This window comes from Mesorhizobium sp. WSM4847 (assembly GCF_055811335.1).
The window spans coordinates 123,010-146,202 of the sequence record NZ_JBVVPY010000013.1; the positions used below are offsets into that span (position 1 = coordinate 123,010).

The window sequence follows — 23,193 nt, forward strand, 5'->3', positions numbered from 1 at the left end:
GGACTTACGATGACGACATTGCTTTCACCCTTGCTCGATCCGGAGGCCCGGCATGTGCTCGACCTTGACCGGCAGGCGGCCGCCCCGCCTTTCGAAGCCGGCACGCCTGAAGAGGCGCGCCGCGCCTATGAGGAGGGCTTCCCGGCACTCCAGGGCGAGCGCGAGCCGGTCGGCTCATTGACCGAGCGCACCATCACCGGACCCGGCGGCCCGTTGACGCTCAGAATCTATCGCGGACAGGGCGCGGTCGGGGCCGCTGCCCCGGCGCTGCTCTATCTGCATGGCGGCGGCTGGGTGATCGGCAATCTCGAGTCGCATGACGAGATCTGCCGCTGGCTTGCGAATATGGCGGCCTGCGTCGTCGTCTCTCCCGACTACCGGCTGGCGCCGGAACACAAATTTCCGGCGGCCATCGAAGATTGCCGCGCCGTACTTTCCTTCATGCAGGACGGCGCGGGCGATCTCGGCATTGACGCCGAACGGATCGCTGTCGCCGGCGACAGCGCCGGCGGCAATCTCGCTACCGTGCTTTGCCTGCTTGCGCGCGGCGACAAGAAGCCGCCGGCGGCGCAGCTGCTGTTCTATCCGAACACGGACGCCTCGCAGGCGGCGGACAGCTATCGCCGCTTTGCCGACGGTTATGGCCTGACTTTGGCGACCATGGCCTGGTTCCGCGACCACTATATCAACCATGCTGGCGATATTGATGACTGGCGCGTGTCGCCGCTCAAGGCCGCAAGCCTTGCCGGCGCAGCGCCGGCTTTCGTCGCAATCGCCGGCCATGATATCCTCGCCGACGAAGCCGAGGCCTACGCGAAGCGTCTGGAAGATGACGAGGTGCCGGTCGTCCTGCGGCGCTGGCCCGGCCAGATCCACGGCTTCGTTTCGATGGGCCGCCATGGTCCGGCGGCGCGGCAAGCGGTCGGCGCGGCAGTTGCCGCATGGCGCGGCTTCGATCCTGTGTTTGGAAACGCTCAGGCCGACTGACGCATGACCAGCGTCGCGTCGAGACTGACCTTGCGTGCAACTGTCGCGTCGTCCTCATCCAGCAAGGCCAGCAGCGTCTCGACGCTGCGTCCGGCCATCGAAGCGAAGTCCTGCGCCATGGTGGTGAGGGCAGGGCAGGTGTAGCGGCTCAGCGGATGGTCGTCATGGGCTGCGACCCGCAGGTCGCAATCGCCCTTGCGGCCGACCTTGCGGCCTTGCGAGTAGGCGGCTGCCATCACGCCGAAGGCGAGACGGTCGTTGGCGCACAGAATGGTCTTGCCCGGCAGACCGCCACGCGCGAGCATCGCTTCCATCTGCTCATAGCCGATCCGTTCGAAATCCCAAGTGTAGTCATAAGGGGTGCCGATGAGCACCGGCTCATGCCCGAGCCGCTGCATGGCGCCGACATAGCTGTTCAGGCGCTCGCGCGAATTGTGGTTGACGTGCGGGATATCGAAATAGACCGGAGCATCGCCGGAGCGGCAGAGATAATCGACGATGGTCGAGACGCTCTGGCTGTTGTTGTTGCCGACGAATGGCGTGTCGCCCTCGAGATATGTGTCGAAATAGACGATCGGTATGGTCTGTGTCAGCTTCTCCAGCGTGCGCTCGTCGGAGCACAGGCCGAGCGGCGCGATCAGCGCGCCGGAAACTTTTAGCGAAAGAATGGTTCGCGTCGCTTCCACTTCGAGCTCGCGCGAGCCGTGCGAGGAGATCACGATCGGCCAGTAGCCTTCGTCGCGCAGCCTGAGTTCGATGCGGCTGACCATCTCGGAATAGAAGGGATCGGCGAGCGTCGGCACGACAATGCCGATGCTGCGGGTCCGCTTGCGGTTGAGATTGCGCGCAAACAGATTGGGCTGGTAGTCGGACGAGCGCAGCGCCACTTCGATCCGCTGACGTGTCGCCGGCTTGACGCTGGTCGGATCGTCGAAATATTTCGACAGTGTCGGCCTGGAGACGCCGCAAGAGCGAGCAAAATCCTCCATCGTCTTGTGCGTCATCGACATCAAAGCCCTCGAATGCAAGGCGAAACTTTACAGTAAAATTGTATAGTTTCCATGCGTAAATTTATTAATTGACGCGAAAAAGCACAAGCCGTATTCACTTGCAGTAGGGCGAATTTGAGGGATTCCGCGAGATGAAGAAGTTGGTCGGTGCCGGCGAGATTCTGGTCGAGATCATTGCCGAGCGGATCGGCCAGAGCTTTCTCGAGCCTGGTCCGCTGCTTGGACCCTACCCGTCAGGCGCGCCCGCGATCTTCATCGGCCAGGCGACGGCGCTCGGCCAGCCGGCCGGTCTCATCGGCGCCGTCGGCGACGACGATTTCGGCAGGCTGAACATCGATCGGCTGCGGGCACTGGGCGCCGACGTGTCGGCGATCGCGGTTCACACGGGCCATGCGACGGGCACGGCCTTCGTCACCTACCGGGCCGACGCCAGCCGGCATTTCGTCTTCAACATCCGCAACAGCGCCGCCGGCCTGATCGAGACAAACGCGGCGGCGACAAAGCTGCTCGCCGGTGCCGATCATGTCCATGTCATGGGCTCGTCGCTGTTTTCCGACCGCGCCATCGCGGTGGCGCTATCGGCGATCGAGACCGTCAAGGCCAAAGGCGGAACCGTGTCCTTCGATCCGAACATCCGCCGCGAGATCATGCAGGCATCCGGCATGCGCGCAGCACTCGACCACGTGCTGGCGCGAGCCGACATCTTCCTGCCGAGCGGCGAGGAGCTCTTCCTGTTTTCGTCCGCCAGGGACGAGGAGGGTGCAGTCGACGAACTGCTGGCCCGTGGCCTGTCCTGCATCGTCCTGAAGAAAGGCGCCGCCGGCGCCGTTTATCATGATCATCACGGTGCGGTCGCCTCGTCCGGCTTTGCCGTCGACGAGGTCGATCCGACCGGTGCGGGCGACTGCTTCGGTGCTGCTTTCGTCTCGTTCTGGCTGCGCGGGGCGGCTCCTGCCGAAGCCCTGCGGATTGCCAATGCCTGCGGTGCGCTTGCCGTCACCCGCAAGGGGCCGATGGAAGGCATTTTCCCGCTTGAAGCGGTCGAGGCCTTCATTGCCACGGGGAACACGCAGTGAGTGACGCGACGCGAAGGTTTGCGAACATTGCGGCGAGGCGCGCCGCAGGCGAGAAAAGCGGCATCGCCTCGGTCTGCTCGGCGCATCCGCTGGTCATCGAGGCTGCCCTGCGCCATGGCGCGGCGCGGCGCGCGGATGTGCTGATCGAGGCCACCTGCAACCAGGTCAACCACGACGGCGGCTACACCGGGATGACACCTGCGGGGTTCCGCAGCTTCGTCGAGGCGCAAGCGCACAAAGTCGGCTTCCCCATCGATCGCCTGATCCTCGGCGGCGATCATCTCGGGCCCAATCCGTGGAAGCACATGGCTGCGGCCGCTGCGATGAAGAAGGCTGCGGCGATGATCGATGCCTATGCGAGCGCCGGCTTCACCAAAATGCATCTGGATACGAGCATGGCCTGCGCCGACGATCCAGCCGTGCTTGCCGATGAAACGATCGCCGCGCGCGCGGCTGAACTTGCTGAAATCGCCGAGGCGGCGGTCGAGCGGGCAGGCGGCGAAAAACCGGTCTACGTCATTGGCACCGAAGTGCCGGTGCCGGGCGGGGCGCTGGAGGCGCTGGACCACCTGCATGTGACGGCGCCCGGCGATGCATTGCGCACCGTAGAAATCCACGCCCGAGCGTTTTCCCGCGCCGGCCTCGAAGCCGCATTTGACCGTGCGGTCGGTGTCGTCGTCCAGCCCGGCGTCGAGTTCGGCAACACCGAGATCGTGCCCTATGCACCGGCCAAGGCGACTGAACTGGTGGCTGTGCTCGACCGTATGCCGCAATTGGTTTTTGAGGCGCATTCGACCGACTACCAGCCGGCCGAAGCGCTCAATGCTCTCGTTCGCGACGGTTTTGCCATCCTCAAGGTCGGCCCCTGGCTGACCTTCGCGCTTCGCGAAGCGCTGTATGGGCTCAGCCATATCGCCGATATCCTGGCGCCGGACTTTTCGCGCGAAAGCCTGCCTGCCGCGATGGAACGCATCATGCTGGCGTCGCCGGACAATTGGCAGCAATACTATCCGGGCACGCCGGACGAGCAGCGCATGCAGCGGCATTTCTCGTTCAGCGACCGCATCCGCTATTATTGGCCGACGCCGGAGGCGCAGCGCGCAACACGGACGCTGCTGGACGTATTGGGCGAGAAGGATATACCCCGGCCGCTGATCAGCCAGTATCTGGGGCAACTCGACGCCGAGGTTGCGGCAGGCCGGGTCAAGCCCCTCGCTCGCGAGCTTCTGATCGGCAGCATCACCCGTGTCCTCGATATCTACGCGGACGCGACGGGACAGTAGGGATCGCGCTGCCGGAAAGACGGCAGCCGCCCAAAATCCGCATCATATATTCGTCCGATGTCGACGCCGACTCGAAAAGGTGGTCGCCCAATTTACAACTAACATGTTAGTGTGCTAGTACTGCTTGCACATCGACATCTGGAGAGAATAGTGGCCTCGCGCTTTGGTCTTTCGGTTGCCCTCGCCACGCCATTCGATGCGTCCGGGCAAATCGCCATCCTTCCCATGGTCACGCAGGCCCGGGCTTGCCTTGGCGCCGGCTGCAGCAGCGCCACGCTGTTCGGCACCACCGGGGAAGGCGCTTCCGTAGGGACGGGAGAGCGGCGGACCGTCACCGAGGCCATGCTGGCCGCCGGCATTCCGGCACATCAGCTTGTCGCCGGCGTGCTGGTCGATGCGGCCGAAGACGCTGCCGAACAGGCGCGGCATGCCTTGCAGTGCGGCGTCCGCAACATCCTGCTGGCTCCGCCGAGCTACTTCAAGAATGTCGGCGAGGACGGGCTGTTCGGATGGTTTTCCGCCGTCTTCGCTGCGCTCGGGCCGCTGGCTCGCGGCATCCTCCTCTACAACATCCCCTCTGTCACCATGGTGCCGCTCCCGCTTACCCTGATCGGTCGGCTGTGTGCGGCCTTCCCCGGCGTGATCGCCGGTGTCAAGGATTCGGGTGGCGACTGGAGTTACAGCGAGGCGCTGCTAAGAGCCCATGGCGACATGGTGATCCTGATCGGCGACGAGCGGCACCTGGCCAGAAGCGTGCGCCTGGGCGGGCAGGGCGCCATTTCCGGCATGGCCAATTTCGTGACCGGCGAAATCCGCGCCATGGCCGAGGATGGGCGCGACGATGCCCGTGTCGAGAGCTTCGTGCTCGAATTGCTTAGATATTCGGTCATCCCGGCGGTGAAGGTCATGGTGGCGCGCAAAACCGGCGACGAGCGCTGGCTGGCGGTCCGTCCGCCGCTGGAGCCGATCGGTTCGCAGGGGCGGCAACAGCTTGCTGCCGCCTATGACAGGCTGTTTGCGACAGAGCCGGCCTGACCGGCAAAGGGAAGCGCGCTGAAATGGACGACAGCAGCGAACCGGCAACCCTCAGGGAAAGAGCTTATGCCAGCTTCACGCGGCATTTGCTGGCCCGCGATCTGCGGCCGGGACAGTTCGTGTCGCAGCGCGAACTGGTTGCCTTTACCGGGCTGCCGCTAGGCGCCATCCGTGAGATCGTGCCGCGTCTCGAGGCCGAGGGGCTTTTGACGACCATCCCGCAGCGCGGCATGCAGATCGCCCATATCGACATCAACCTGATCCGCGAGGCCTTCCAGTTTCGCCTGTTCATGGAACGCGAGGCGGTGGCGCTGTTCACCGTCAACGCCTCCGACGCCGTGCTCGCCCGCCTGCGGCGCGAACATGAGGACATGCTGGCTCAAGCCTTGTCGCAGACGCCCACGCCGGAAATGGAAACCAAGGCCCAGAACATCGATTGGGCCATGCACGACACCTTCATCGATGCGCTGGGCAACGAGATCATCGCCAAGGCGTATCTGGTCAATTCGGTAAAGATCAGGCTGATCCACCAGGAGCGTTTCCGCATCGATGGGCGCGTCGTGCCGGTGATGCAGGAGCACCTGACGGTGATCGAAGCGCTCGAGAGCCGCGATCCGCAAAAGGCGGTCGAGGCGATCAGTCGGCATATCGACAATGCGCGCCGGTTGGCGCTCCAGATCTGAGGACGTATGGTTCGCGGCTGCCGCGACGCTATCCACAACGACAGCAACCCAAGGGAGGAAGAAATGTCGTCCAATCCGTTCAAGCCAACGAGAAGGCAAGTCCTTGCAGGAACCACGGCGCTCGCCGCCGCGGGCCTGGCCGGCCTTCGCCCGAGCTTTTCCGCCAGCGTCGACTGGAAGCGCTTTGCCGGCACCACGCTCGACGTCAATCTGGTGAAAAGCCCGCGCAGCGACACCATCCTGAAATACATCGCCGAATTCGAGGAACTGACCGGCATCAAGGTCAATGCCGAAGCGACGCCGGAACAGCAGCAGCGACAGAAGACGGTGATCGAGCTCAGCTCCGGCAGGCCGAGCTTCGATGTCGTGCATCTGAGCTATCACGTGCAGAAGCGCCAATTCGAGAAGGGTGGCTGGCTGGCCGACATCGCCGGCTATCTCGCCGATCCGACACTGACCGATCCCGGCCTGGTCGAAAGCGATTTCGCCGAGGCCGGCATGCTTTTCGCCAAGGACAACCAGGGCGTGCTGCGTTCGCTGCCCTTCTCGGTGGACTACTGGATCGTCTACTGGAACAAGGAGCTGTTCGAGGCCAAGGGCCTAAAGTACCCTGAATCGTTCGACCAGCTGGTGGCCGCCGCCGAAGCGCTGACCGATCCATCGACCAACACGTTCGGTTTCGTCGCCCGCGGCCTCAAGAATGCCAACACGCCGGTGTGGACGTCGCTGATGCTCGGCTACGACATGACGCCGCTCGACGACAAGGGAAAGCTGCGCACCGAAACGCCCGAGGCGATCGAGGCCGCTGCCCTCTACCAGAGGCTGATGACCAAGTCCGCCCCTCCGGGCGTCACCGGCTTCAATTGGGCGGAAGCGCAGTCCGCCTTCCTGCAAGGCAAGATCGGCATGTGGTTCGATGGCGTCGGTTTTGCCCCGCCGATGGAAAATCCCGAAAAGTCGCGCGTGGTCGGCAAGGTCGGCTACGGCGTCATGCCCAAGGGGCCCAAGGCGCATGCCTCCGGGACGTTTGGCGACGGCCTCGGCGTGACCGCCTCCAGTGAAAAGAAGGAGGCCGCCTATCTGTTCTGTCAGTGGGCGGTTTCCCCGGCGATGGGCGCACGCCTGCTCCAGGCCGGCGCCGGCGTGCCGTTCCGCAAGTCGGTGCTGGAAGATCCCAAGGTGCGCGAAGGCGTCACCATGCCGGCAAGCTGGCTCGATGCGGTGGTTCAGTCCGGCAATATCAGCAGGCTGGCGCTGCCGGTGATCATCCCGGTCACCGAGTTCCGCGACATCTACGGCGTGGCGTTGACCAACATGATTGCCGGTGCCGATCCTGCCGAAGAGCTGAAGAAGGCCACTGCGCAGTTCCAGCCGGTTCTCGACAGGAGCGAGCAGGGCTGATGTCCGCCATTGCCCCAGAACGCACCGGGGTGACGACAGGTCGCACCGAGGTGACGACTGAACAGGCCATCGAAGGGAGCCAGACGATTCGGCTGGCTCCCAACTACTGGCCCTTCGTCGTTCCGGCGCTCGTCGTCGTTAGCGCCGTGATCGTCTTTCCCTGGGCGTTCACGCTCTGGATGAGCGTCAACCGCTGGACGCTCGGCCAGTCGCGGAGCTTTGCCGGGATGGAAAACTATCTCCGCCTGGCCAGCGACCCGCGATTCTGGGAATCGCTTGTTCATACATTGACCTACACCTCGCTTTCGGTGGCAGCGCCGATGTTCTTGGGCACCGTCGCCGCCCTGATCTTCGACGCCAGGTTTCCGCTGCGAGGCCTGCTGCGCGGCGTCTTCGTCATGCCGATGATGGCAACGCCGGTTGCCGTGGCGCTGGTCTGGACCATGATGTTCCATCCCCAGCTCGGCGTGCTCAACTACCTTCTGTCGCTGGTCGGCATCCCGGCGCAGGAATGGATATTCAACGCCAACACGGTCATCCCTTCGCTGGTCGCGGTCGAGACCTGGCAGTGGACGCCGCTGGTGATGCTGATCGTGCTGGGCGGGCTGGCCTCGGTACCGCGCGAGCCGTTCGAGAGCGCCGAGATCGACGGCGCCAATGCCTGGCAGCAATTCCGCTACCTCACTTTGCCGATGATCGCGCCGTTCCTGATGATTGCGTTGATCATCCGCACCATCGATGCGCTGAAGAGCTTCGACATCATCTATGCGATGACGCAGGGCGGGCCGGGCACGGCGTCGGAAACCATCAACATCTATCTCTACAACACCGCCTTCTCCTAATACGACATCGGCTATGGCTCAGCCATGGCCGTGGTGTTCTTCATTGTCATCGTGGCGCTGTCCTTCATCCTCCTGATGCTGCGCCAGCGCTCGCAGTGGAACGACGCGGAGGGCAAATAGATGAGCTCACGATTGCTCAACCAGATCGGCCTGTTTTTCGCGGCTCTGGTCATCGTCTCGCCGGCGATTCTTTTCTTTCTCTGGATGATCTCGCTTTCGCTGAAATTCGAGATCGACAACGGCGCCTATCCGCCGATCCTGATCCCCGAACGCTTCGCCTGGTCGAACTATATAAAAGTGTTCGAGGAGAACAATTTCCTGCTCTATCTCTGGAATTCGGTTCTGGTGACCGGCACGGCGACACTGCTGGCGCTGCTGATCGGCGTACCGGCCGGCTATGGCATAGCGCGGCTCAAGGCCGAAAAATCGGCGGTCGTCATCATGATCGCCCGCATGACGCCGGGACTGTCCTATCTCATCCCACTGTTTTTGCTGTTCCAATGGATCGGGATCCTCGGCACGCTCTGGCCGCAGATCATCATTCACCTGGTGGTGACGGTGCCGATCGTGGTCTGGGTGATGATCGGCTATTTCGAAACCACGCCGATGGAACTGGAAGAGGCGGCCAATATCGACGGCGCCAGCTCCTGGCAGGTGTTCCGGCTGGTCGCCCTGCCCATCGCCAAGCCGGGCATCGTTGTCGCCTTCATCCTGTCGGTCATCTTTTCGTGGAACAATTTCGTCTTCGGCGTGGTGCTCGCCAGCCGTGAGACGCGGACGCTGCCGGTCGCCGTCTACAACATGCTTTCCTACGAGCAGGTGAGCTGGGGGCCGCTCGCCGCCGCCGCACTGGTGGTGACGCTGCCGGTGCTGGTGCTGACCATGTTCGCGCAAAAGCAGATCGTCGCGGGACTGACCGCCGGCGCGGTCAAGGGCGGCTGAAGACGCACTCCAGCTCGACATCAATTTTTCTCCCGGAGAAATCCAATGGCATCGGTAACCATCAATAACGTGCAGAAGGCTTTCGGAGCCACCAAGATCATTCACGACGTCAGCGTCGATATCGCCGACGGCGAATTCGTCATCCTGGTCGGCCCGTCGGGATGCGGAAAGTCGACGCTGCTGCGCATGATCGCCGGACTTGAAACGATCTCGGGCGGGAAGATCACCATTGGCGAACGCATGGTCAACAATCTGCGGGCGCGGGACCGCAACATCGCCATGGTGTTCCAGAATTACGCGCTCTATCCGCATATGACCGTGGCCGACAATATGGGCTTTGCCCTCAAGATCAAGAAAGCCGATCCGGCCGATACCGCTGGCCGCGTCAGGAATGCCGCCAGCATCCTCGGCCTGGAAAAACTGCTTGAGCGCTACCCGCGTCAGCTCTCCGGCGGCCAGCGCCAGCGCGTTGCCATGGGCCGCGCCATCGTGCGCGACCCGCAGGTTTTCCTGTTCGACGAGCCGCTCTCTAATCTCGACGCCAAGCTGCGCGTCCAGATGCGCGGCGAGATCAAGGCGCTGCACCAGCGGCTCGGCACCACAACCATCTACGTCACGCATGACCAGATCGAAGCCATGACGATGGCCGACAAGATCGTCGTGCTGCACGACGGCCTGGTCGAGCAGATCGGCGCGCCGCTCGACCTCTACGACCAGCCGGCCAACCTCTTCGTTGCCGGCTTTATCGGCTCGCCCGCCATGAATTTTATTGCCGGCCGCATCGAGGAAGGCGTGTTCCGCAGCGCCGGCGGGCTGATCCTGCCGCTGCCGGAAGGCGCCCGTCCGACCGACGCTGCAGGACGCGAACTTGTCTACGGCATCCGTCCCGAGCACATCCGCGCAACTGCCCAGGGCATGCCGGGCACGGTCACGCTTCTGGAAGCCACGGGTTCGGAAATCTTCGCCAAGGTCGACTGCGCCGGCGAGGAAATCGCCTGCCTGTTCCGCGAGCGGCTGCCGCTCAAGCAGGGCGCGCCGATACGGATCGAAGTCGATCGCGCCTGCGCCCACCTGTTCGAAGCGAAAACCGGCCGGCGTATGTGATTGGCGTGGCCTGCGCGGCGGGTTCGCCGACGCCAAGACGATACTCACGCAAAAGCGCCGCAGTACCAATTGCGGCGCCTGTCGCCAAACGCGTTTCCACCGACAATAACGTGCCCGATGGCACTGGACAGAACGGTCATGCCCGAACTATCGGCCGCTCGAGAGCCTTGTGAGAAGCGCGACCAGCTCCGACTGCCGATGCGTCTGCGTCTTCGCGAAGACCGATTTCAGCTGGTTGCGCCCGGTCTCATAGGAAACGCCAAGTTCGTCGGCTGCCGCTTCAACGCCGTGTCCCGAGCAAATCTTTCTCGCCAGCCTCGCTTCGGACGCTGTCAGCCTGAAGCAGGACTGCAGCACGGCTTCGGCAGCAGGAGGTCTCGCGTCAGGATCAATGAGGATGACGATTGCCTGGCACGGCGCCAGCGCGTTGTAGGAGACTTTCGGCAGTCGCAACGGATAGGCAAGGAGCGGCCGCCCTTGCAGTCTGGGCAGCGGCACGGGTGGCATCGATGCGGCCGTGTCCGGCGAACACAGCAGCGCTTTCAGCGATCGGTCGAGAGCATCTGTCGCGGTTCGGTCAAAGGAGACCAGACGCCGGCGCGTAATCTGCAGGCCTCGCCCCAGAAGCCTTTCCGCCGGAGCATTGGACCAGAGGACATTGCCGCTCCTATCCAACATGACGGCAGGCGTTTCGGTGGCGCTAAACGCATCCAGTGCCGCGTCGGCCCTCCCGAAACCTATTGCCCGCGCAACTGCGGCCACAGAGCCCAGCTGTTTCGAAAGGTCCGCCAGCTGTCTCATTTCGTCTGGCGTGAACGGACCCTGTTGGATCGACCTCTGCAGCGACAGTGCCCAGAAGTCGTCTCCTGCAGCGATCTTGACGGCCGCGCACCATCGCAGGCCGAAAGGCGCGAGGAATTCCTGGTAGTATGGATGCTTGGCGATATCGTCTGAAGTCAGGAGGTCGAACTCCGAGGTGACGCCTTTCCGATCGAGGAAGTTGACGAGGCGATACCGCTCGTCGCGGTTTATCCAGCCGTCGCGGACATAGGTGTCGAGAGCAGGGGCCATAGTGCGGCTGCAAGGCACGAGTGGCAGATGCCCTTTTATGTCGAAGAGAAGCGCTCCGGCGCTCCCGGTGGCCTTTTCGGCCACCTCCATCGCGGCATCCCAGCGTGATGGATCGAGGGCTGCCTCGACAAAGGCAACACCGATCGCGTCAAAATCGAAAGCAGCGCCCACCGCTAGCCCCTTGGTAGGCACCTATCTAAACACACCGAATCTCGAGTAGCGAGTCGGGCCGCCCTCAGGGCCGCCCGCGATCGTGATGCAGCTTGGCGGTGCTTGCCGCCAGGAGAACTAGTGTTTTCTGGGCAATGTTGAAGAGCGATGCCTGAACCGGAACGGCGACCTCATCTGCTTTGGCGACCTTATCGCCGCAGGCCGCTGTGTTGCTGGCTCCTGCCACTGCTCCTCCGCCGCGGCGGTGAACTGCGGGGCCTGCATCCGCCCAATGCACCCAGTCTTCAGCTTGCGTCTGGGGTTCGCCAGGAAATCGGCGACAACCTCAGATCCGCAAGGGTCGGAATCGATCACATCATGGCCAATCCCGCGAAGCACGACGACCTGCCCAAAAGGAAGGCTTTTGGCCGCACGATATGCCAGTGAGTTGGTGTTGCCGGATCATACTCGCCCGACAACAGCAGGGTCGGGATATCCAGGCGGCGAGGATGCTTTTGCGAAACCGTCATTCCCTGGGGAAACCAAAGCGGGCAAACCCAGGTATAGTCGGCCTCTCCGATCCACTTCGTCCAGTATTCGAGGCGCTTGTCAGGCAACTCGGATCTGTTGGTCTCAGAGCAAGTGACCGAAAATCCATGCCCTGCGCAATCTCGGTATCGTCATGCTCAAAGATCATATCCGCAAGCGGTCTGAAATCGTTTTGGTATGTTTTCTCGACTAGCTTTGGGAGATCTTCGATAGCGTAACGATCATATAGCAGCCCGAATATAAGCTCAAGAAAATCTGCGCCGGAGACATATCTGTACTGAGCGGGAGCGTTTTCTCCGTCATCGCTCCGCAAAAGCACCGGCTGTTTGTCCAGCTGCTTTACGATCGCTCGCACCGCGTCTCCCAGCCCGCGCATGCAATTTTTTGATTTTTGGCAATCTCGTTCCAGCAGTCGCAAAGAACGATCCAGATTTCGCCCATCTTCCTTGAGGTAGTCGATATCAAGGGGAAGAACGGAATCCAGAATGCTCGCCGAGACGCCCTCTGGATGCTCGTTCATCACTTCCAAGGCAACTCTTGTGCCGTAAGAGACGCCGTAGAGTACCCACTTCTTTATGCCAAGAGCCATGCGAACGTCGTTGACGTCTGCTGCATTTTCGGCGGTGTTGTAGGCGAAGAGGTCAATGCCCTTTGCTATCAGCGCGCTTCGGCACGCGACCACCTCATCTCTCATGAGCTTGTCAAAGCTGATTTCAGCATCGACGCTTAGCGAAATGGAGTTCCAATGATCGGCCTTGAAGTATCGCGAACAGCTGAGCCTGGGAATTGACTTTCCTATCCCTCGTTGGTCGACCACGACCACTCGGCGCCCGATCATCCAATTTTGATCGCTTATGAACTGCCACCATGCCGCTATGTCTTCCCTGTCGCCGATATCAGTGGGCTGGCCAGGCCCGCCCGTGAGAAACACAATGGGCTCATGCCGCTCGCGGTCGGGCTCGAAGACCACCACCGATAGAGTGATTTCAGTCTCAGAAGCTTTTTTGCGGTTTTCAGGGACATTGAGAGTCCCGCACGTCATTCCACGGTCGCGCGGAACCTCGAACCAGCAATTCGTTTTCTTGAACTCTCCGGCATGGATATCCCCGCTCCACGCGCAAAAGAGAAGTACAGCTGACGCGAGCTTAAGGAGTACTCGATCCAGATTGATGAACATACGTCGAAAAGAGGCGCGCATGTTGCCCTCCAGCATGAAGCAAGGCCCCTGAGGCATTCGCTCGCCACCCACTGAGCTTTGACATCAGCGCCGTCGTAGGAATGATCGTAGTTTCCCCCTGCCCCACCAATTGCCAAGTGCGATTTTTCTCGCAGCAAGCTACCCCTCATCGATAATAGAGTGGTTCCATGGGCCGCGCATGACCCATTTGGGTATAGGATCATGGCGACCGTGGCGTCAGGGCAGTTGTCACCGTTGCCGTACCCCTGAGCCTGTGGAGCGCGCCGACTTACTCCGTCGGGCCGCGGCACCAATCCAGGACTATCGTGACGAGATCGCCATCGCATTCGGGTTGGCGCATGCCGACGAGATCGTCGGCAAGCACGCGATTGCGAATCCCACAATGCGCTTTGCCTGGAACGCTATCGCGACGGGCATAAGATGAAGAAATGCCGCAGCGATGGAACGACCAACAATTATCGTGATCACAACCGTTTCACGTTAACCGTTAGGAAACGACGGGCTTGTTAAATGAGTCTCCCCAAGGGGGCATAAATATGGCACTTCACCTTTCGGCGGATGCGGTTCCTGTGGCGGCGGCCCCACAGAAGTATCTTTTTGGTCCAGTCGCCGACTTTCTCATGCTTGGCGGGAGCGCCTTCCTCATCCTGCCGGTCTTGTTTTTTGTCCCTCTTAAGTACGAAGGTTTCGTGGGCGCAACGATGTTGTTGCTGGCTCATCTGATAAACCATCCGCACTTTGCTCACTCGTATCAACTTTTCTATCGCAATTTTGGGCGGAAGGTGCGCGGAGACGGATATGACAAGAACCTTCAGGTCCGTTACATCTTCGCGGGCATTGTCGTCCCGCTGATCATGGGCGGTTTTTTTGCTTACGGTTCAATAGCGGGGAATGCGCGCCTGCTGGGGTATGCTGGCAATGCGATGGCCTTTTTTGTGGGCTGGCACTATGTCAAGCAAGGCTACGGCATGCTGATGGTGGACGCCGTATTGAAGCGCAAATTCTTCAACGAGCAAGACAAGAAAGTGCTGTTGTTCAACGGCTATGCCGTATGGCTGTTCGCATGGCTTCAGACAAATGCGGTGATCACCGAAAGGCAATACTGGGGCTTGGACTACTACACATTTGCCGCCCCCTCGTGGGTCACCAACATTGCCGTCTTTGCCGCCGCTGCTTCCACCGCGGCCACGGCCGTGATGTTGATCAATCGCTGGCACAAGCATGGTGGCACGCTGCCGTACAACGGCGTCGTCGCCTACGTCGTGTCTCTATACGCCTGGATTCTATTTGTGAGGATAAACCCGCTTTGGTTGCTTGTGGTGCCGGCGCTCCATTCGTTGCAGTACCTGGCGGTGGTCTGGCGTTATCAGACCAATGTTGAGCGCGACCGTTCAGATGCTGCTACAGAACCCGAATTCAAGGTTCTGTCCATTCTTGGCCCGATGTATAGGTTGCGAGTGCTGGGCTTTATCATCATTGGCAGTATTCTTGGGATTCTCGGTTTCTGGCTGGTCCCGATCGCGTTGTCTGCTTTGATTCCTTATAATAAAGAGGTACTCGGCTCGTCGCTGTTCCTCTTCATAGCGTGGATATTCATCAACGTGCACCACTACTTTCTGGATAACGTTATGTGGAGACGAGGCAATCCAGAGGTATCAAAATATCTGTTCCGCTAGTCACTTGCCGCGGCAATCTTGTGATGGCCACAGATAGCCGGCCGGTCGGAGCGCCCGCCACATCGGTCGCAAGCGTCCGAATTGCACTGCTCGGGCCTATTGCAACGTCCGCGAAAGCGTCTCTCCGATGCCGCAGGCGCCGGTGGCGGTGGTGCCGTTGCTGATCGGTGGCAGCGGCCTCGTCCTAATTTCAGTGCTGCTGCTGGTTTTCGCTCTTGCCACGGCTATGGTCGTGAAAAATCCGCTCATGCTGCCCGCGGTGGCTTCGCCGTAGCCCGACAGAATCACGCCGCCCGCCAAACCGCCACCCGCTCTAACCCGATACACCCGAGTTATAACGCCGCGTCCGCCACCGGTTTTGCCCCGGTTACGGCGATGGCTCGCTAAGTAATTGAAAAACGTGGTGATCCCGACAGGAATCGAACCTGTGACCTACAGATTAGGAATCTGCCGCTCTATCCTACTGAGCTACGGGACCACGCGGCCGACACATAACCGCTTCGGATCGTTTCGCCAAGAGGCAAGGTTGCAGCAAGCTTGACACAATCGGCCGGTCGCGAGTGGACCGCAAAGATGAGCCAGAAATAGCGGAACTTCGGACCACCGCCGCGCTTTAGTGTGCCGAAGGAGATGCCGCATGAGTGCCACGAAAGAGTTCTTTGAAACCTGGCTGCAGGAGAACGTCGGTAACCTGCCCGCGGAAAGCGAAGTGAGCGTGGCCGTCCTGGTTCAGCAATTCGAGCAGGATGCCGACGCGGCCGGCTATGGTCACGAGGTGCGCGAAGACGAGATCGGCGACATCGAAGAGGCCATTGAGAAAGCTCTGAGGAAGGCCAGGACAGGCGAACAGCCGCAGGCTGCCGATCCGGCCGAAGAGAGTGATCTGGCGCCCGTCATGGAGGCGCTGGAGGTCGACGACCCGAAGAGCGGGCCGTAGCGATCCCAGGCAACATCGGATGGTAGCCGACCAGCGGTTGCAGCTCTCCCCTTCCAATCTACATGACCCGGCATGATAGATGCCAAACACATCACACTCGGCGTTGTGATCGGCGTGGCTATCGGCGTCGCGTTGGACAATATCATTGCGGGTATCGGAATCGGTATCGCCCTGGGCATTGCCTTGGGTCTTGCGCGGAGGCGGTCCGGTCGGAAGTGACGATCGGAGCATCGCCACGTCCCGCGCCCGACCGCCTTGTAGCCATCCCAATCGCAGCGCACCCCTCGGATCAAGCCGCAGGGCGGTTTTATGGCCGACGCATCAAGCGGCCAGCGCCGTCTCCGCGAGCTTCACCCAATAGCTCATGCCGTGCGGGATGACCTCGTCGTTGAAGTCGTAGGCAGGGTTGTGGAGACCGGCGGTGTCGCCATTGCCGATGAAGATGAAGGCGCCCGGCCGCGCTTCCAGCATGTAGGAGAAATCCTCGCCGCCCATCACCGGCTGGATGGCGCGTTGCACCTGTGCCTCGCCGGCGATTTCAGCGGCGACATCGCTGGCAAAGACCGTCTCCTCCGGATGGTTGAAGGTGACGGGATAATTGGCTTTGTAATCGACCTCGATCGTTGCGCCGAAGGCCGCGCCCACGCCCTCGCAGATGGCGCGCACACGCTGCTCAGCCTTCCTGGCGACCTCCTTCTTCAGCGTGCGCACGGTGCCGGCGATCTCGGCGCTCTCGGGAATGACATTGTAGGCGTCGCCGGCGTGGAATTTCGTCACCGACACCACGACAGCCTCGACCGGATCGGTGCTGCGCGAGGCGATCGTCTGCAGAGCGCCGACGAGCTGGCTGGTGATGACGATCGGGTCGATGGTGCCGTGCGGCATCGCCGCATGCCCGCCCTTGCCCTTGACGGTGATGGTGAATTCGGCTGTCGCCGCCATGATCGGGCCCGGCTTGATGGCGAATTGTCCGACTGGCAGGCCCGGCATGTTGTGCATGCCGAACACCTTGGAGATGCCGAAGCGCTCCATCATGCCGTCCTTGACCATCTCGTTGCCGCCGCCGCCGCCTTCTTCGGCCGGCTGGAAGATCACTGCGACTGAGCCGGCGAAATTGCGCGTCTCGGCAAGGTATTTGGCGGCACCGAGCAGCATCGCGGTGTGGCCGTCATGGCCGCAGGCGTGCATCTTGCCAGGAATGGTCGAGGCGTAGGGTTTCCCGGTGATCTCGTTGAGCGGCAGCGCATCCATGTCGGCGCGCAGGCCGATGCTCGTGCCTTCGCCCAGGCGGCCGCGGATGATGCCGACGACACCGGTCTTGCCGAGCCCGGTCACCACGTCGTCGCAACCGAAGGCCTGCAGCTTCTCGGTGACGAAGGCGGCGGTCTCGAAGACGTCGAAATTCAGCTCTGGCGTCTGGTGCAGATGGCGTCGCCAGCCGGCGACCTCGTCTTGCATTTCGGCGGCGCGGTTCAGGATCGGCATGATGTTCCATCTCGCTGTTGGAGCAGACGGGCTCAGCCTGCTGCTTTGCAATTGTGCCTGCTGTTTTAGAATTGTCATTCAGGCACTTTGCCATCTTGACGTCACATAGGCTAAATAGCACCGCAAGATAGTGATCCGGATAGAGGGACCGGATCACCACGCTGGCGATCGCGTAACAAATCTTACGGAGCCAGAGGCGACTGCGGCAAGAGGCGATTTCGGATTCCACCATGCGGTACAGGCATTTCCTCAAACTAAAGCGCGTCGCGTTTGACCGGCCTCATGCGACGCGCTTTAGCGTTGTTGTTTTTATGCATGTCGTTATCGCAAAACCGCTGCGCACTTTTGCGCGACATGCATTGCTGGCGGGCGCTGTGGCGCTGCCGGCGCTGGCCGGTCCGGCTCTCGCCAATCCGACGATCGTGTTCGACCTGGAGAATGGCAAGATCCTCCAGCACCAGGACGCTTTCAAGCGCTGGTATCCTGCCTCGCTGACCAAGCTGATGACCGCCTATGTGGCGTTCCGCGCGATTGCCGCCGGCGAGGCCCGGCTCGATTCGCCGATCAAGGTCACCAAGCGTTCCGCCAGCGAGCCGCCGAGCAAGATGGGCTTCAAGCCGGGCTCGGTGATGCGGCTCGATAACGCGCTGAAGATGATGCTGGTCAAATCGGCCAACGACGTCGCCATGGCCGTCGGCGAGAACATCGCCGGTTCGCAGGCAGCTTTCGCCGAACGCATGAACGCCGAGGCGCGCCGGCTCGGCATGAGCGGATCGCATTTCGTCAACCCGAACGGGCTGTTCTCGCCGGACCAGTATACGACGGCGCGCGATCTCGGCTTGCTGGTGATGGCGATCCGCACGGAGTTTCCACAATATGCCTCATGGTTCTCGATTGAGGGCCTGGCCATCGGCAAGCAGCAGATCTCGAATTACAATCTCCTGATCGGCCGCTATCCCGGCGCCGACGGCATGAAGACCGGTTTCGTCTGTCCCTCGGGCTTCAACATGATCGGCTCGGCAACACGCGACGGGCGCACGCTGGTGGCGGTGGTGCTTGGCGAGAAGTCGGCCATCACCCGCGCCGAGACCGTCGCCAGGCTGCTCGACCACGGCTTTGCCACGCCGACACCGGGCTGGCTGACGGTGGCGGCGTTGCCTTCCTATGGCGACACCACATCGGTCAACAATCTGAATGACGAGATTTGCAGGAAGAAGCCGGCTAAAGAGCAGTCGGAAGCTCCCCCCGTCGGCGATAAAAATGCGGCAAAATCGCGCTATCGGGAAAAGCTCGATCACGCGCCGACATTGGTCGCAGTCGGCCTTGGCGGCGCCACCGGGCCGGTACCGAAAGCCATGCTCGACGCAATGGGCCGGGAATATGCCGACGTGCCGCTGCCGAGCTGGCGGCCCGACCTGCCGCCGCCGCCCGGCGCCGAGCCGGCAGTGATCGGTTCCGCCACTGCGGCCCAGGAGCCCGCCAAGGCGGTGAACTAGTCTGATGAGCAGCGGCTTTCCCATCGCCGTCTCGGTGCTGACCGGTTTTCTCGGCGCCGGCAAGACGACGCTACTCAACCGGCTGCTCAGGGATCCCGCGCTCGCCGACACCGCGGTCATCATCAACGAGTTCGGCGAGGTGGCGATCGACCATCTCCTGGTCGAACAGGCCTCCGACGGCATCATCCAGCTTTCCGACGGCTGTCTCTGCTGTACGGTGCGCGGCGAACTGGTCGACACGCTTGCCGATCTCGTCGACCGGCTGCAGACCGGCCGCATCGCCCGGCTTGGCCGCGTCGTCATCGAAACCACCGGCCTCGCCGATCCGGCGCCGGTGCTGCAGTCGATCATGGCGCATCCGGCGCTGGTCGAGGCCTTCCGGCTCGACGGGGTCATCACGCTGGTCGACGCGGTCAACGGCGATGCGACGCTAAACGGCCATGTCGAGGCCGTGAAGCAGGCGGCGGTCGCCGACCGCATCGTGCTGACGAAAGCCGATCTGGCCACCGATCCGCGCGATGTCGAGGCCTTGCGGGCGCGGCTGCAGCAGATCAATCCGGGTGCCGAGCTGCTCTATGCGGGTGACAGAAGGACCGATGCAGCGGCGCTGTTCGATTGCGGCCTCTACAACCCAGCCACCAAGTCCGCCGACGTGCGGCGCTGGCTGGGCGAGGAAGCCGCCCATGATCACCACCACCACCATGGTGACCACGGCGACCATGACCACGACCACGACCATCGGCACGATTCCCGCGTGCGCTCCTACTCGCTCGTTCATGAGGGGCCGGTGCCGTTTTCGGCGATCGAGATGTTCCTCGACCTGTTGCGATCAGCACATGGCGAGCGCCTGTTGCGCATGAAGGGCGTCATCGAATTGCTGGAAGACCCGTCGCGGCCGCTCGTCGTCCACGGTGTGCAGAAGATCCTGCATCCGCCGGCGCGGCTGCCGTCCTGGCCGGATGGCCAACGCGGCACAAGGCTGGTGCTGATCACGCTCGACATGCCGGAAGACTACGTCCGCCGGCTGTTTGCCGCTTTCACCAACCGGCCGTCGATCGACACACCGGACCGCGCAGCGCTGGAAAACAATCCGCTGGCCATCGCCGGGCGGTAGGCTTCTCGTCTTGCAGACGTAGCGCTGCCCCTCACCTGCCTGCCGGCATCCTCTCCCCGTATAGTGACGGGGAGAGGGGGCGCCCTCATCGACGCTTTCGCCACTCAGCAACATTGCAGAAAGAGCGCCAAGGTTGCGGCCAGCTTCTTTCTCCCCGTTTACGGGGAGAAATGTCCGGCAGGACAATGAGGGGCAGCGCAGACAGCGCGGAATTGTGCTCAGCCGCCGCCGCGCTCGACCAGAAAGCGATGGCCGCCGGAAACCGCTGCCGTTTCGATCAATCGATGGCCGCTCTCGGTGCAGAAGGCGGGAATGTCGATGACGGCGAGGGGGTCAGTGGTTTCGAGCCACAGGCGGCTGCCCGGCCGCATTGTGGCCAACCGCTTTTTTGCCTTGAGCACGGGCAACGGGCAGTTCAGGCCTTTGAGGTCGTAGACAGGGGCGGGGCTGGTTGAGGGCCTGTCTTCCTGGCCCCCATCTCCGTGTTCAGGCATGAAGCTCAGCCGCCGAACATGCCGAGCAGCTTCTTCTTCAGCCTTGTCGTCCTGCTTTCACCGGTATTCGCCGCCTGCGTTGCGGCCGGGGCGGCATCGGGGGACGACGCGATTGTCGCGGTAGCGACAGGCGCTTCGGCAGCGGCCCTGGCCTCCTCCTCTTCGGCCAGCGAATTGATCCTGGCGGTTTGCTTTTCGGCCAGAGCCTGAGCCTTGGCCGCCGCTTTCTCGGCCTTGGCCGCTTCTAGCGCGGCAAGCCTTTGCTCCTCGGCCTTCTGCTTGGCGGCCTTCTCCGCGTCGAGCGCGGCCATCTTGCGGCCCGCCGGCGAATCGATGCGGCCCATGCGCGCCGTCTCGGTCACCGAGCCGTCGGCGTTGAACGAAGGCGGATCGATCGGTACGCGTTCGCCACGGGCGCGTTTCTTCGACCATTCGGAAACGATGCTGGCTTCCTTGATCCCGCCGATGGTCGGCTTGGGCGCCGGCACGCTGGCCTTGACCGCGCCGTTGAAAGCCGCCTCGTAGGTGCTCTGGTAGGCATTGAAGGCGCTCTTCAGCGAATCCGGCTGCGTCGTCGCGGGGCAGGCGCCGGTCGGATCGAAGCTCTCGCCGTCAGGCGCGACCTGATTGAAGACATAGCGCTTCTCGCAGACATCGACCTTCGGCGGCACTTTCGTGATCTCGAAATTGTCGTAGCCGACCTTCAGCATCTTCCAGAATTCGTAGTTCGGATCTTTGCGATAGCGCGCCATGTTGGCGGCGGTCATGCGGAACGGAAAGGCCTGGATCTGGAACTCGGTCTGCCCGCCCTGGAAAGCGTCGCGGCCGAAGGCGTAGATCTGCTCGATCTGCGCGTCGGTCATCGAATAACAGCCCGACGACGAGCAGGCGCCATGGACCATCAGATGGGAACCGGTGCGGCCATTGGCGCGGTCGTAGACGTTGGGATAGCCGATGTTGAAGGCAAGGTGGTAGCTCGACCGCGGATTCATCTGGGCCGGACGGACCGTATAGAAGCCCTCCGGCGCCTGGCGGTCGCCTTCGGTGTATTTGGGGCCCAGCTTGCCCGACCATTTGCAGATGTCGTAGCTGGCCACCAAGTCATAGCGACCGTTGGTCTTGGCCTTCCAGATTTCGAGCTTGCCCTCTTCCTTGAAGATGCGGGCCATCACCGGCGAGGTGCGGGTCATGCCCTTGGCCTTCATGCTGGCCAGGATTTTTTCGGGCAACGGCTTGTTGGCGTGGGGGGCAAAATCCTTCATCGAAGAATCATTGCAGCCAGCGACGCCTATCGCGGCAATCACAAGTGCGGTGCGGGCAAGCTTGGCAAACATGGCTATGTCTTTTCTTTCGGACCGCAGGCATCAGGGCCGACAGGCCCAACCCTAAGCCCGTTAACCTTGAAAATTCCTTACCGCAGCGCCGGGCCTTACGGCAATCCGATTGAAACGAGCGCAGCGGCATTTTTGTGGCGAAGGTGCTTAATCTCGCCACATTGCGGCACTGACAACCGTCTTGCGGTCCGTCCGACTGAAATCGGCCGGCCTGAATCCTCTTGTTCGACCACGCCTTTTGCGAAAACCGGTACCCACTTTTTGCTGCGCTGAGCCTCGGTTCGGGATCATAGTCTAGAGGTTTCTCCCCATAGTCAGATATTTCTCGCGGCGCTGCTCCCGAAAATCGGTGTTGGCGCCGGAGAATTCCTTCATCGTTTTGGCGATGAGATCGCCGGTGGCGGCAATCACCGTATCCGGGCCACGATGGGCGCCGCCGAGCGGTTCGGGAACGATGGCGTCGATGATCTTGAGCTCCAGCAGATCCTGAGCGGTGATCTTCATGTTGGTCGCCGCATCCTTCGAGCGGGTGGTGTCGCGCCACAGGATCGAGGCGGCGCCCTCCGGCGAGATCACCGAATAGATGGCGTGTTCGAGCATGTAGACGCGGTTGGCGGTGGCGATCGCGATGGCACCGCCCGAGCCGCCTTCGCCGATGACCACCGAGATCGACGGCACCTTCAGGCGAAGACAGGCCGAGGTCGAGCGGGCGATGGCTTCGGCCTGGCCGCGCTCCTCGGCATTGACGCCGGGATAGGCGCCGGCCGTGTCGACCAGCGTCAGCAACGGGATATTGAAGCGGTCGGCGAGTTCCATCAGCCGCACCGCCTTGCGATAGCCCTCCGGCCGCACCGAGCCGAAATTATGCCTCAGCCGGCTGGCCGTGTCCGAGCCCTTTTCCTGGCCGATGATCGCCACCGGCTCGCCGCGGAAGCGGGCGAAGCCGCCGACGATCGCCTGGTCCTCGCCGAAATTGCGATCACCGGCAAGCGGCGTGAAATCGTTGAACAGCCCCTTGATGTAGTCGACGCAATGCGGCCTGTCCGGATGGCGCGCCACCTGCACCTTCTGCCACGGGGTCAGTGCCTTGTAAGTGTCGCGCAATGCGTCGCGCACGCGTTTCTCGAGACGGCCGATCTCATCGCCGACATCGACCGCCTCGCCATTCTCGGCGAGCTTCTTCAACTCGAGGATTTTGCCTTCGAGATCGGCGACCGGCTTTTCGAAATCGAGGTAATTGTACATTCTTGAGCGGACCGATAAGCCGGGAGGCAATGACTGACGGAACCTGGGAAACAGAGGCTCCGGGCGGTGGAACGTCGTCCT

At 62.0% G+C, this 23,193-nt stretch carries 21 protein-coding genes, 1 tRNA gene and 2 pseudogenes; 15 read left to right on the top strand and 9 right to left on the bottom strand.

From position 1 onward, the window contains the following. Positions 1–9: 9 nt before the first annotated feature. Entirely contained in the window at positions 10–987 is a 978-nt protein-coding gene (locus AC0L28_RS19965) for an alpha/beta hydrolase (RefSeq protein WP_128175446.1), read from the top strand. On the opposite strand, the gene AC0L28_RS19970 is transcribed toward AC0L28_RS19965, so the two are convergent. Then, complete coding sequence (locus AC0L28_RS19970; protein ID WP_473479772.1) at positions 975–1,997, bottom strand: LacI family DNA-binding transcriptional regulator; 1,023 nt, start codon at positions 1,995–1,997, stop codon at positions 975–977. The two genes, AC0L28_RS19965 and AC0L28_RS19970, sit on opposite strands and share 13 nt — an antisense overlap. Positions 1,998–2,128: 131 nt before the next feature. Here AC0L28_RS19970 and AC0L28_RS19975 point away from each other — a divergent pair, with 131 nt between their 5' ends. From AC0L28_RS19975 to AC0L28_RS20010, 8 genes and pseudogenes are all read left to right on the top strand, one after another. After that, complete coding sequence (locus AC0L28_RS19975) at positions 2,129–3,073, top strand: sugar kinase (protein ID WP_287175454.1); 945 nt, start codon at positions 2,129–2,131, stop codon at positions 3,071–3,073. Next, entirely contained in the window at positions 3,070–4,356 is a 1,287-nt protein-coding gene (locus AC0L28_RS19980) for a D-tagatose-bisphosphate aldolase, class II, non-catalytic subunit (RefSeq protein ID WP_473479776.1), read from the top strand. The genes AC0L28_RS19975 and AC0L28_RS19980 overlap by 4 nt, the downstream gene beginning before the upstream one ends. Before the next feature lie 150 nt (positions 4,357–4,506). Further along, positions 4,507–5,391: a dihydrodipicolinate synthase family protein gene (locus AC0L28_RS19985; protein WP_128175452.1), complete on the top strand. Its 885-nt coding sequence runs from the start codon at positions 4,507–4,509 to the stop codon at positions 5,389–5,391. A gap of 23 nt (positions 5,392–5,414) precedes the next feature. Then, positions 5,415–6,074, top strand: coding sequence for a GntR family transcriptional regulator (locus AC0L28_RS19990; protein WP_473479778.1), 660 nt, complete (start codon positions 5,415–5,417; stop codon positions 6,072–6,074). 63 nt (positions 6,075–6,137) lie between these two features. Beyond that, positions 6,138–7,475, top strand: a complete 1,338-nt coding sequence (locus AC0L28_RS19995; protein WP_128175454.1) for an ABC transporter substrate-binding protein — start codon at positions 6,138–6,140, stop codon at positions 7,473–7,475. Next, a pseudogene (locus tag AC0L28_RS20000) lies at positions 7,475–8,437 on the top strand (carbohydrate ABC transporter permease). The gene AC0L28_RS19995 and the pseudogene AC0L28_RS20000 overlap by 1 nt, the downstream one beginning before the upstream one ends. Continuing rightward, positions 8,438–9,259, top strand: coding sequence for a carbohydrate ABC transporter permease (locus AC0L28_RS20005; protein WP_128246062.1), 822 nt, complete (start codon positions 8,438–8,440; stop codon positions 9,257–9,259). 45 nt (positions 9,260–9,304) lie between these two features. Continuing rightward, a complete protein-coding gene (locus AC0L28_RS20010) occupies positions 9,305–10,363 on the top strand; it encodes an ABC transporter ATP-binding protein (protein WP_473479781.1) in 1,059 nt (352 codons plus the stop codon). A 147-nt stretch (positions 10,364–10,510) separates the two neighbouring features. Here the strand turns inward: AC0L28_RS20010 and AC0L28_RS20015 are convergent, their stop codons facing one another. The 3 genes and pseudogenes from AC0L28_RS20015 to AC0L28_RS20025 all read right to left on the bottom strand — a co-directional run bounded on the left by AC0L28_RS20015 (position 10,511) and on the right by AC0L28_RS20025 (position 13,346). Further along, positions 10,511–11,605, bottom strand: coding sequence for a helix-turn-helix transcriptional regulator (locus AC0L28_RS20015; RefSeq protein WP_473479783.1), 1,095 nt, complete (start codon positions 11,603–11,605; stop codon positions 10,511–10,513). Between the two features lie 117 nt (positions 11,606–11,722). Then, positions 11,723–12,114: pseudogene (locus tag AC0L28_RS20020) on the bottom strand (alpha/beta hydrolase). Next, positions 12,111–13,346, bottom strand: coding sequence for an alpha/beta fold hydrolase (locus tag AC0L28_RS20025; RefSeq protein ID WP_473479786.1), 1,236 nt, complete (start codon positions 13,344–13,346; stop codon positions 12,111–12,113). Before AC0L28_RS20025 ends, AC0L28_RS20020 begins: the two are co-directional and overlap by 4 nt. A 521-nt stretch (positions 13,347–13,867) precedes the next feature. On the opposite strand from AC0L28_RS20025, the gene AC0L28_RS20030 reads away from it, so the two are divergent. Continuing rightward, entirely contained in the window at positions 13,868–15,007 is a 1,140-nt protein-coding gene (locus AC0L28_RS20030; protein ID WP_473479789.1) for a hypothetical protein, read from the top strand. A 127-nt stretch (positions 15,008–15,134) separates the two neighbouring features. Continuing rightward, the gene (locus AC0L28_RS20035; RefSeq protein WP_287176506.1) at positions 15,135–15,281 is read left to right on the top strand and encodes a hypothetical protein; all 147 of its coding nucleotides are present in this window, start codon (positions 15,135–15,137) and stop codon (positions 15,279–15,281) included. 127 nt (positions 15,282–15,408) lie between these two features. Here AC0L28_RS20035 and AC0L28_RS20040 read toward each other — a convergent pair. Then, positions 15,409–15,485: transfer RNA gene (locus AC0L28_RS20040), tRNA-Arg, on the bottom strand. 159 nt (positions 15,486–15,644) lie between these two features. Here AC0L28_RS20040 and AC0L28_RS20045 point away from each other — a divergent pair. Then, positions 15,645–15,944, top strand: a complete 300-nt coding sequence (locus AC0L28_RS20045) for a DUF768 domain-containing protein (protein ID WP_128176129.1) — start codon at positions 15,645–15,647, stop codon at positions 15,942–15,944. 72 nt (positions 15,945–16,016) lie between these two features. Then, positions 16,017–16,163 carry a glycine zipper domain-containing protein gene (locus AC0L28_RS20050; protein ID WP_023797168.1) on the top strand — a complete coding sequence of 49 codons (147 nt, stop codon included), beginning with the start codon at positions 16,017–16,019 and terminating at the stop codon, positions 16,161–16,163. Positions 16,164–16,265: 102 nt separating this feature from the next. Here the strand turns inward: AC0L28_RS20050 and AC0L28_RS20055 are convergent, their stop codons facing one another. After that, positions 16,266–17,429, bottom strand: coding sequence for a M20 aminoacylase family protein (locus tag AC0L28_RS20055; protein ID WP_128176127.1), 1,164 nt, complete (start codon positions 17,427–17,429; stop codon positions 16,266–16,268). A 311-nt stretch (positions 17,430–17,740) separates the two neighbouring features. Here AC0L28_RS20055 and AC0L28_RS20060 point away from each other — a divergent pair, with 311 nt between their 5' ends. Next, positions 17,741–18,925: a D-alanyl-D-alanine carboxypeptidase family protein gene (locus tag AC0L28_RS20060; protein WP_287229592.1), complete on the top strand. Its 1,185-nt coding sequence runs from the start codon at positions 17,741–17,743 to the stop codon at positions 18,923–18,925. A 4-nt stretch (positions 18,926–18,929) separates the two neighbouring features. Next, a complete protein-coding gene (locus AC0L28_RS20065) occupies positions 18,930–20,039 on the top strand; it encodes a CobW family GTP-binding protein (RefSeq protein ID WP_128176123.1) in 1,110 nt (369 codons plus the stop codon). Between the two features lie 218 nt (positions 20,040–20,257). Here AC0L28_RS20065 and AC0L28_RS20070 read toward each other — a convergent pair whose 3' ends face one another. The 3 genes from AC0L28_RS20070 to AC0L28_RS20080 all read right to left on the bottom strand — a co-directional run bounded on the left by AC0L28_RS20070 (position 20,258) and on the right by AC0L28_RS20080 (position 23,112). Continuing rightward, the gene (locus AC0L28_RS20070; protein ID WP_128176121.1) at positions 20,258–20,533 is read right to left on the bottom strand and encodes a sulfurtransferase TusA family protein; all 276 of its coding nucleotides are present in this window, start codon (positions 20,531–20,533) and stop codon (positions 20,258–20,260) included. Positions 20,534–20,538: 5 nt separating this feature from the next. Further along, positions 20,539–21,867 (bottom strand): L,D-transpeptidase family protein, encoded by a 1,329-nt coding sequence (locus AC0L28_RS20075; protein WP_287229590.1) that lies wholly within the window; start codon positions 21,865–21,867, stop codon positions 20,539–20,541. Between the two features lie 294 nt (positions 21,868–22,161). Then, positions 22,162–23,112, bottom strand: coding sequence for an acetyl-CoA carboxylase carboxyltransferase subunit alpha (locus tag AC0L28_RS20080; protein ID WP_128168753.1), 951 nt, complete (start codon positions 23,110–23,112; stop codon positions 22,162–22,164). Positions 23,113–23,193 lie beyond the last annotated feature (81 nt).

What these genes read in the sequence shown, in the direction of transcription:
- AC0L28_RS19965 (WP_128175446.1), top strand. Translation starts at nt 10, where the DNA reads ATGACGACATTGCTTTCACCCTTGCTCGATCCGGAGGCCCGGCATGTG.
- AC0L28_RS19970 (WP_473479772.1), bottom strand. Translation starts at nt 1,997, where the DNA reads ATGTCGATGACGCACAAGACGATGGAGGATTTTGCTCGCTCTTGCGGC.
- AC0L28_RS19975 (WP_287175454.1), top strand. Translation starts at nt 2,129, where the DNA reads ATGAAGAAGTTGGTCGGTGCCGGCGAGATTCTGGTCGAGATCATTGCC.
- AC0L28_RS19990 (WP_473479778.1), top strand. Translation starts at nt 5,415, where the DNA reads ATGGACGACAGCAGCGAACCGGCAACCCTCAGGGAAAGAGCTTATGCC.
- AC0L28_RS19995 (WP_128175454.1), top strand. Translation starts at nt 6,138, where the DNA reads ATGTCGTCCAATCCGTTCAAGCCAACGAGAAGGCAAGTCCTTGCAGGA.
- AC0L28_RS20005 (WP_128246062.1), top strand. Translation starts at nt 8,438, where the DNA reads ATGAGCTCACGATTGCTCAACCAGATCGGCCTGTTTTTCGCGGCTCTG.
- AC0L28_RS20010 (WP_473479781.1), top strand. Translation starts at nt 9,305, where the DNA reads ATGGCATCGGTAACCATCAATAACGTGCAGAAGGCTTTCGGAGCCACC.
- AC0L28_RS20025 (WP_473479786.1), bottom strand. Translation starts at nt 13,346, where the DNA reads ATGCTGGAGGGCAACATGCGCGCCTCTTTTCGACGTATGTTCATCAAT.
- AC0L28_RS20030 (WP_473479789.1), top strand. Translation starts at nt 13,868, where the DNA reads ATGGCACTTCACCTTTCGGCGGATGCGGTTCCTGTGGCGGCGGCCCCA.
- AC0L28_RS20035 (WP_287176506.1), top strand. Translation starts at nt 15,135, where the DNA reads ATGCCGCAGGCGCCGGTGGCGGTGGTGCCGTTGCTGATCGGTGGCAGC.
- AC0L28_RS20045 (WP_128176129.1), top strand. Translation starts at nt 15,645, where the DNA reads ATGAGTGCCACGAAAGAGTTCTTTGAAACCTGGCTGCAGGAGAACGTC.
- AC0L28_RS20050 (WP_023797168.1), top strand. Translation starts at nt 16,017, where the DNA reads ATGATAGATGCCAAACACATCACACTCGGCGTTGTGATCGGCGTGGCT.
- AC0L28_RS20055 (WP_128176127.1), bottom strand. Translation starts at nt 17,429, where the DNA reads ATGCCGATCCTGAACCGCGCCGCCGAAATGCAAGACGAGGTCGCCGGC.
- AC0L28_RS20060 (WP_287229592.1), top strand. Translation starts at nt 17,741, where the DNA reads ATGCATGTCGTTATCGCAAAACCGCTGCGCACTTTTGCGCGACATGCA.
- AC0L28_RS20065 (WP_128176123.1), top strand. Translation starts at nt 18,930, where the DNA reads ATGAGCAGCGGCTTTCCCATCGCCGTCTCGGTGCTGACCGGTTTTCTC.
- AC0L28_RS20070 (WP_128176121.1), bottom strand. Translation starts at nt 20,533, where the DNA reads ATGCCTGAACACGGAGATGGGGGCCAGGAAGACAGGCCCTCAACCAGC.
- AC0L28_RS20075 (WP_287229590.1), bottom strand. Translation starts at nt 21,867, where the DNA reads ATGTTTGCCAAGCTTGCCCGCACCGCACTTGTGATTGCCGCGATAGGC.
- AC0L28_RS20080 (WP_128168753.1), bottom strand. Translation starts at nt 23,112, where the DNA reads ATGTACAATTACCTCGATTTCGAAAAGCCGGTCGCCGATCTCGAAGGC.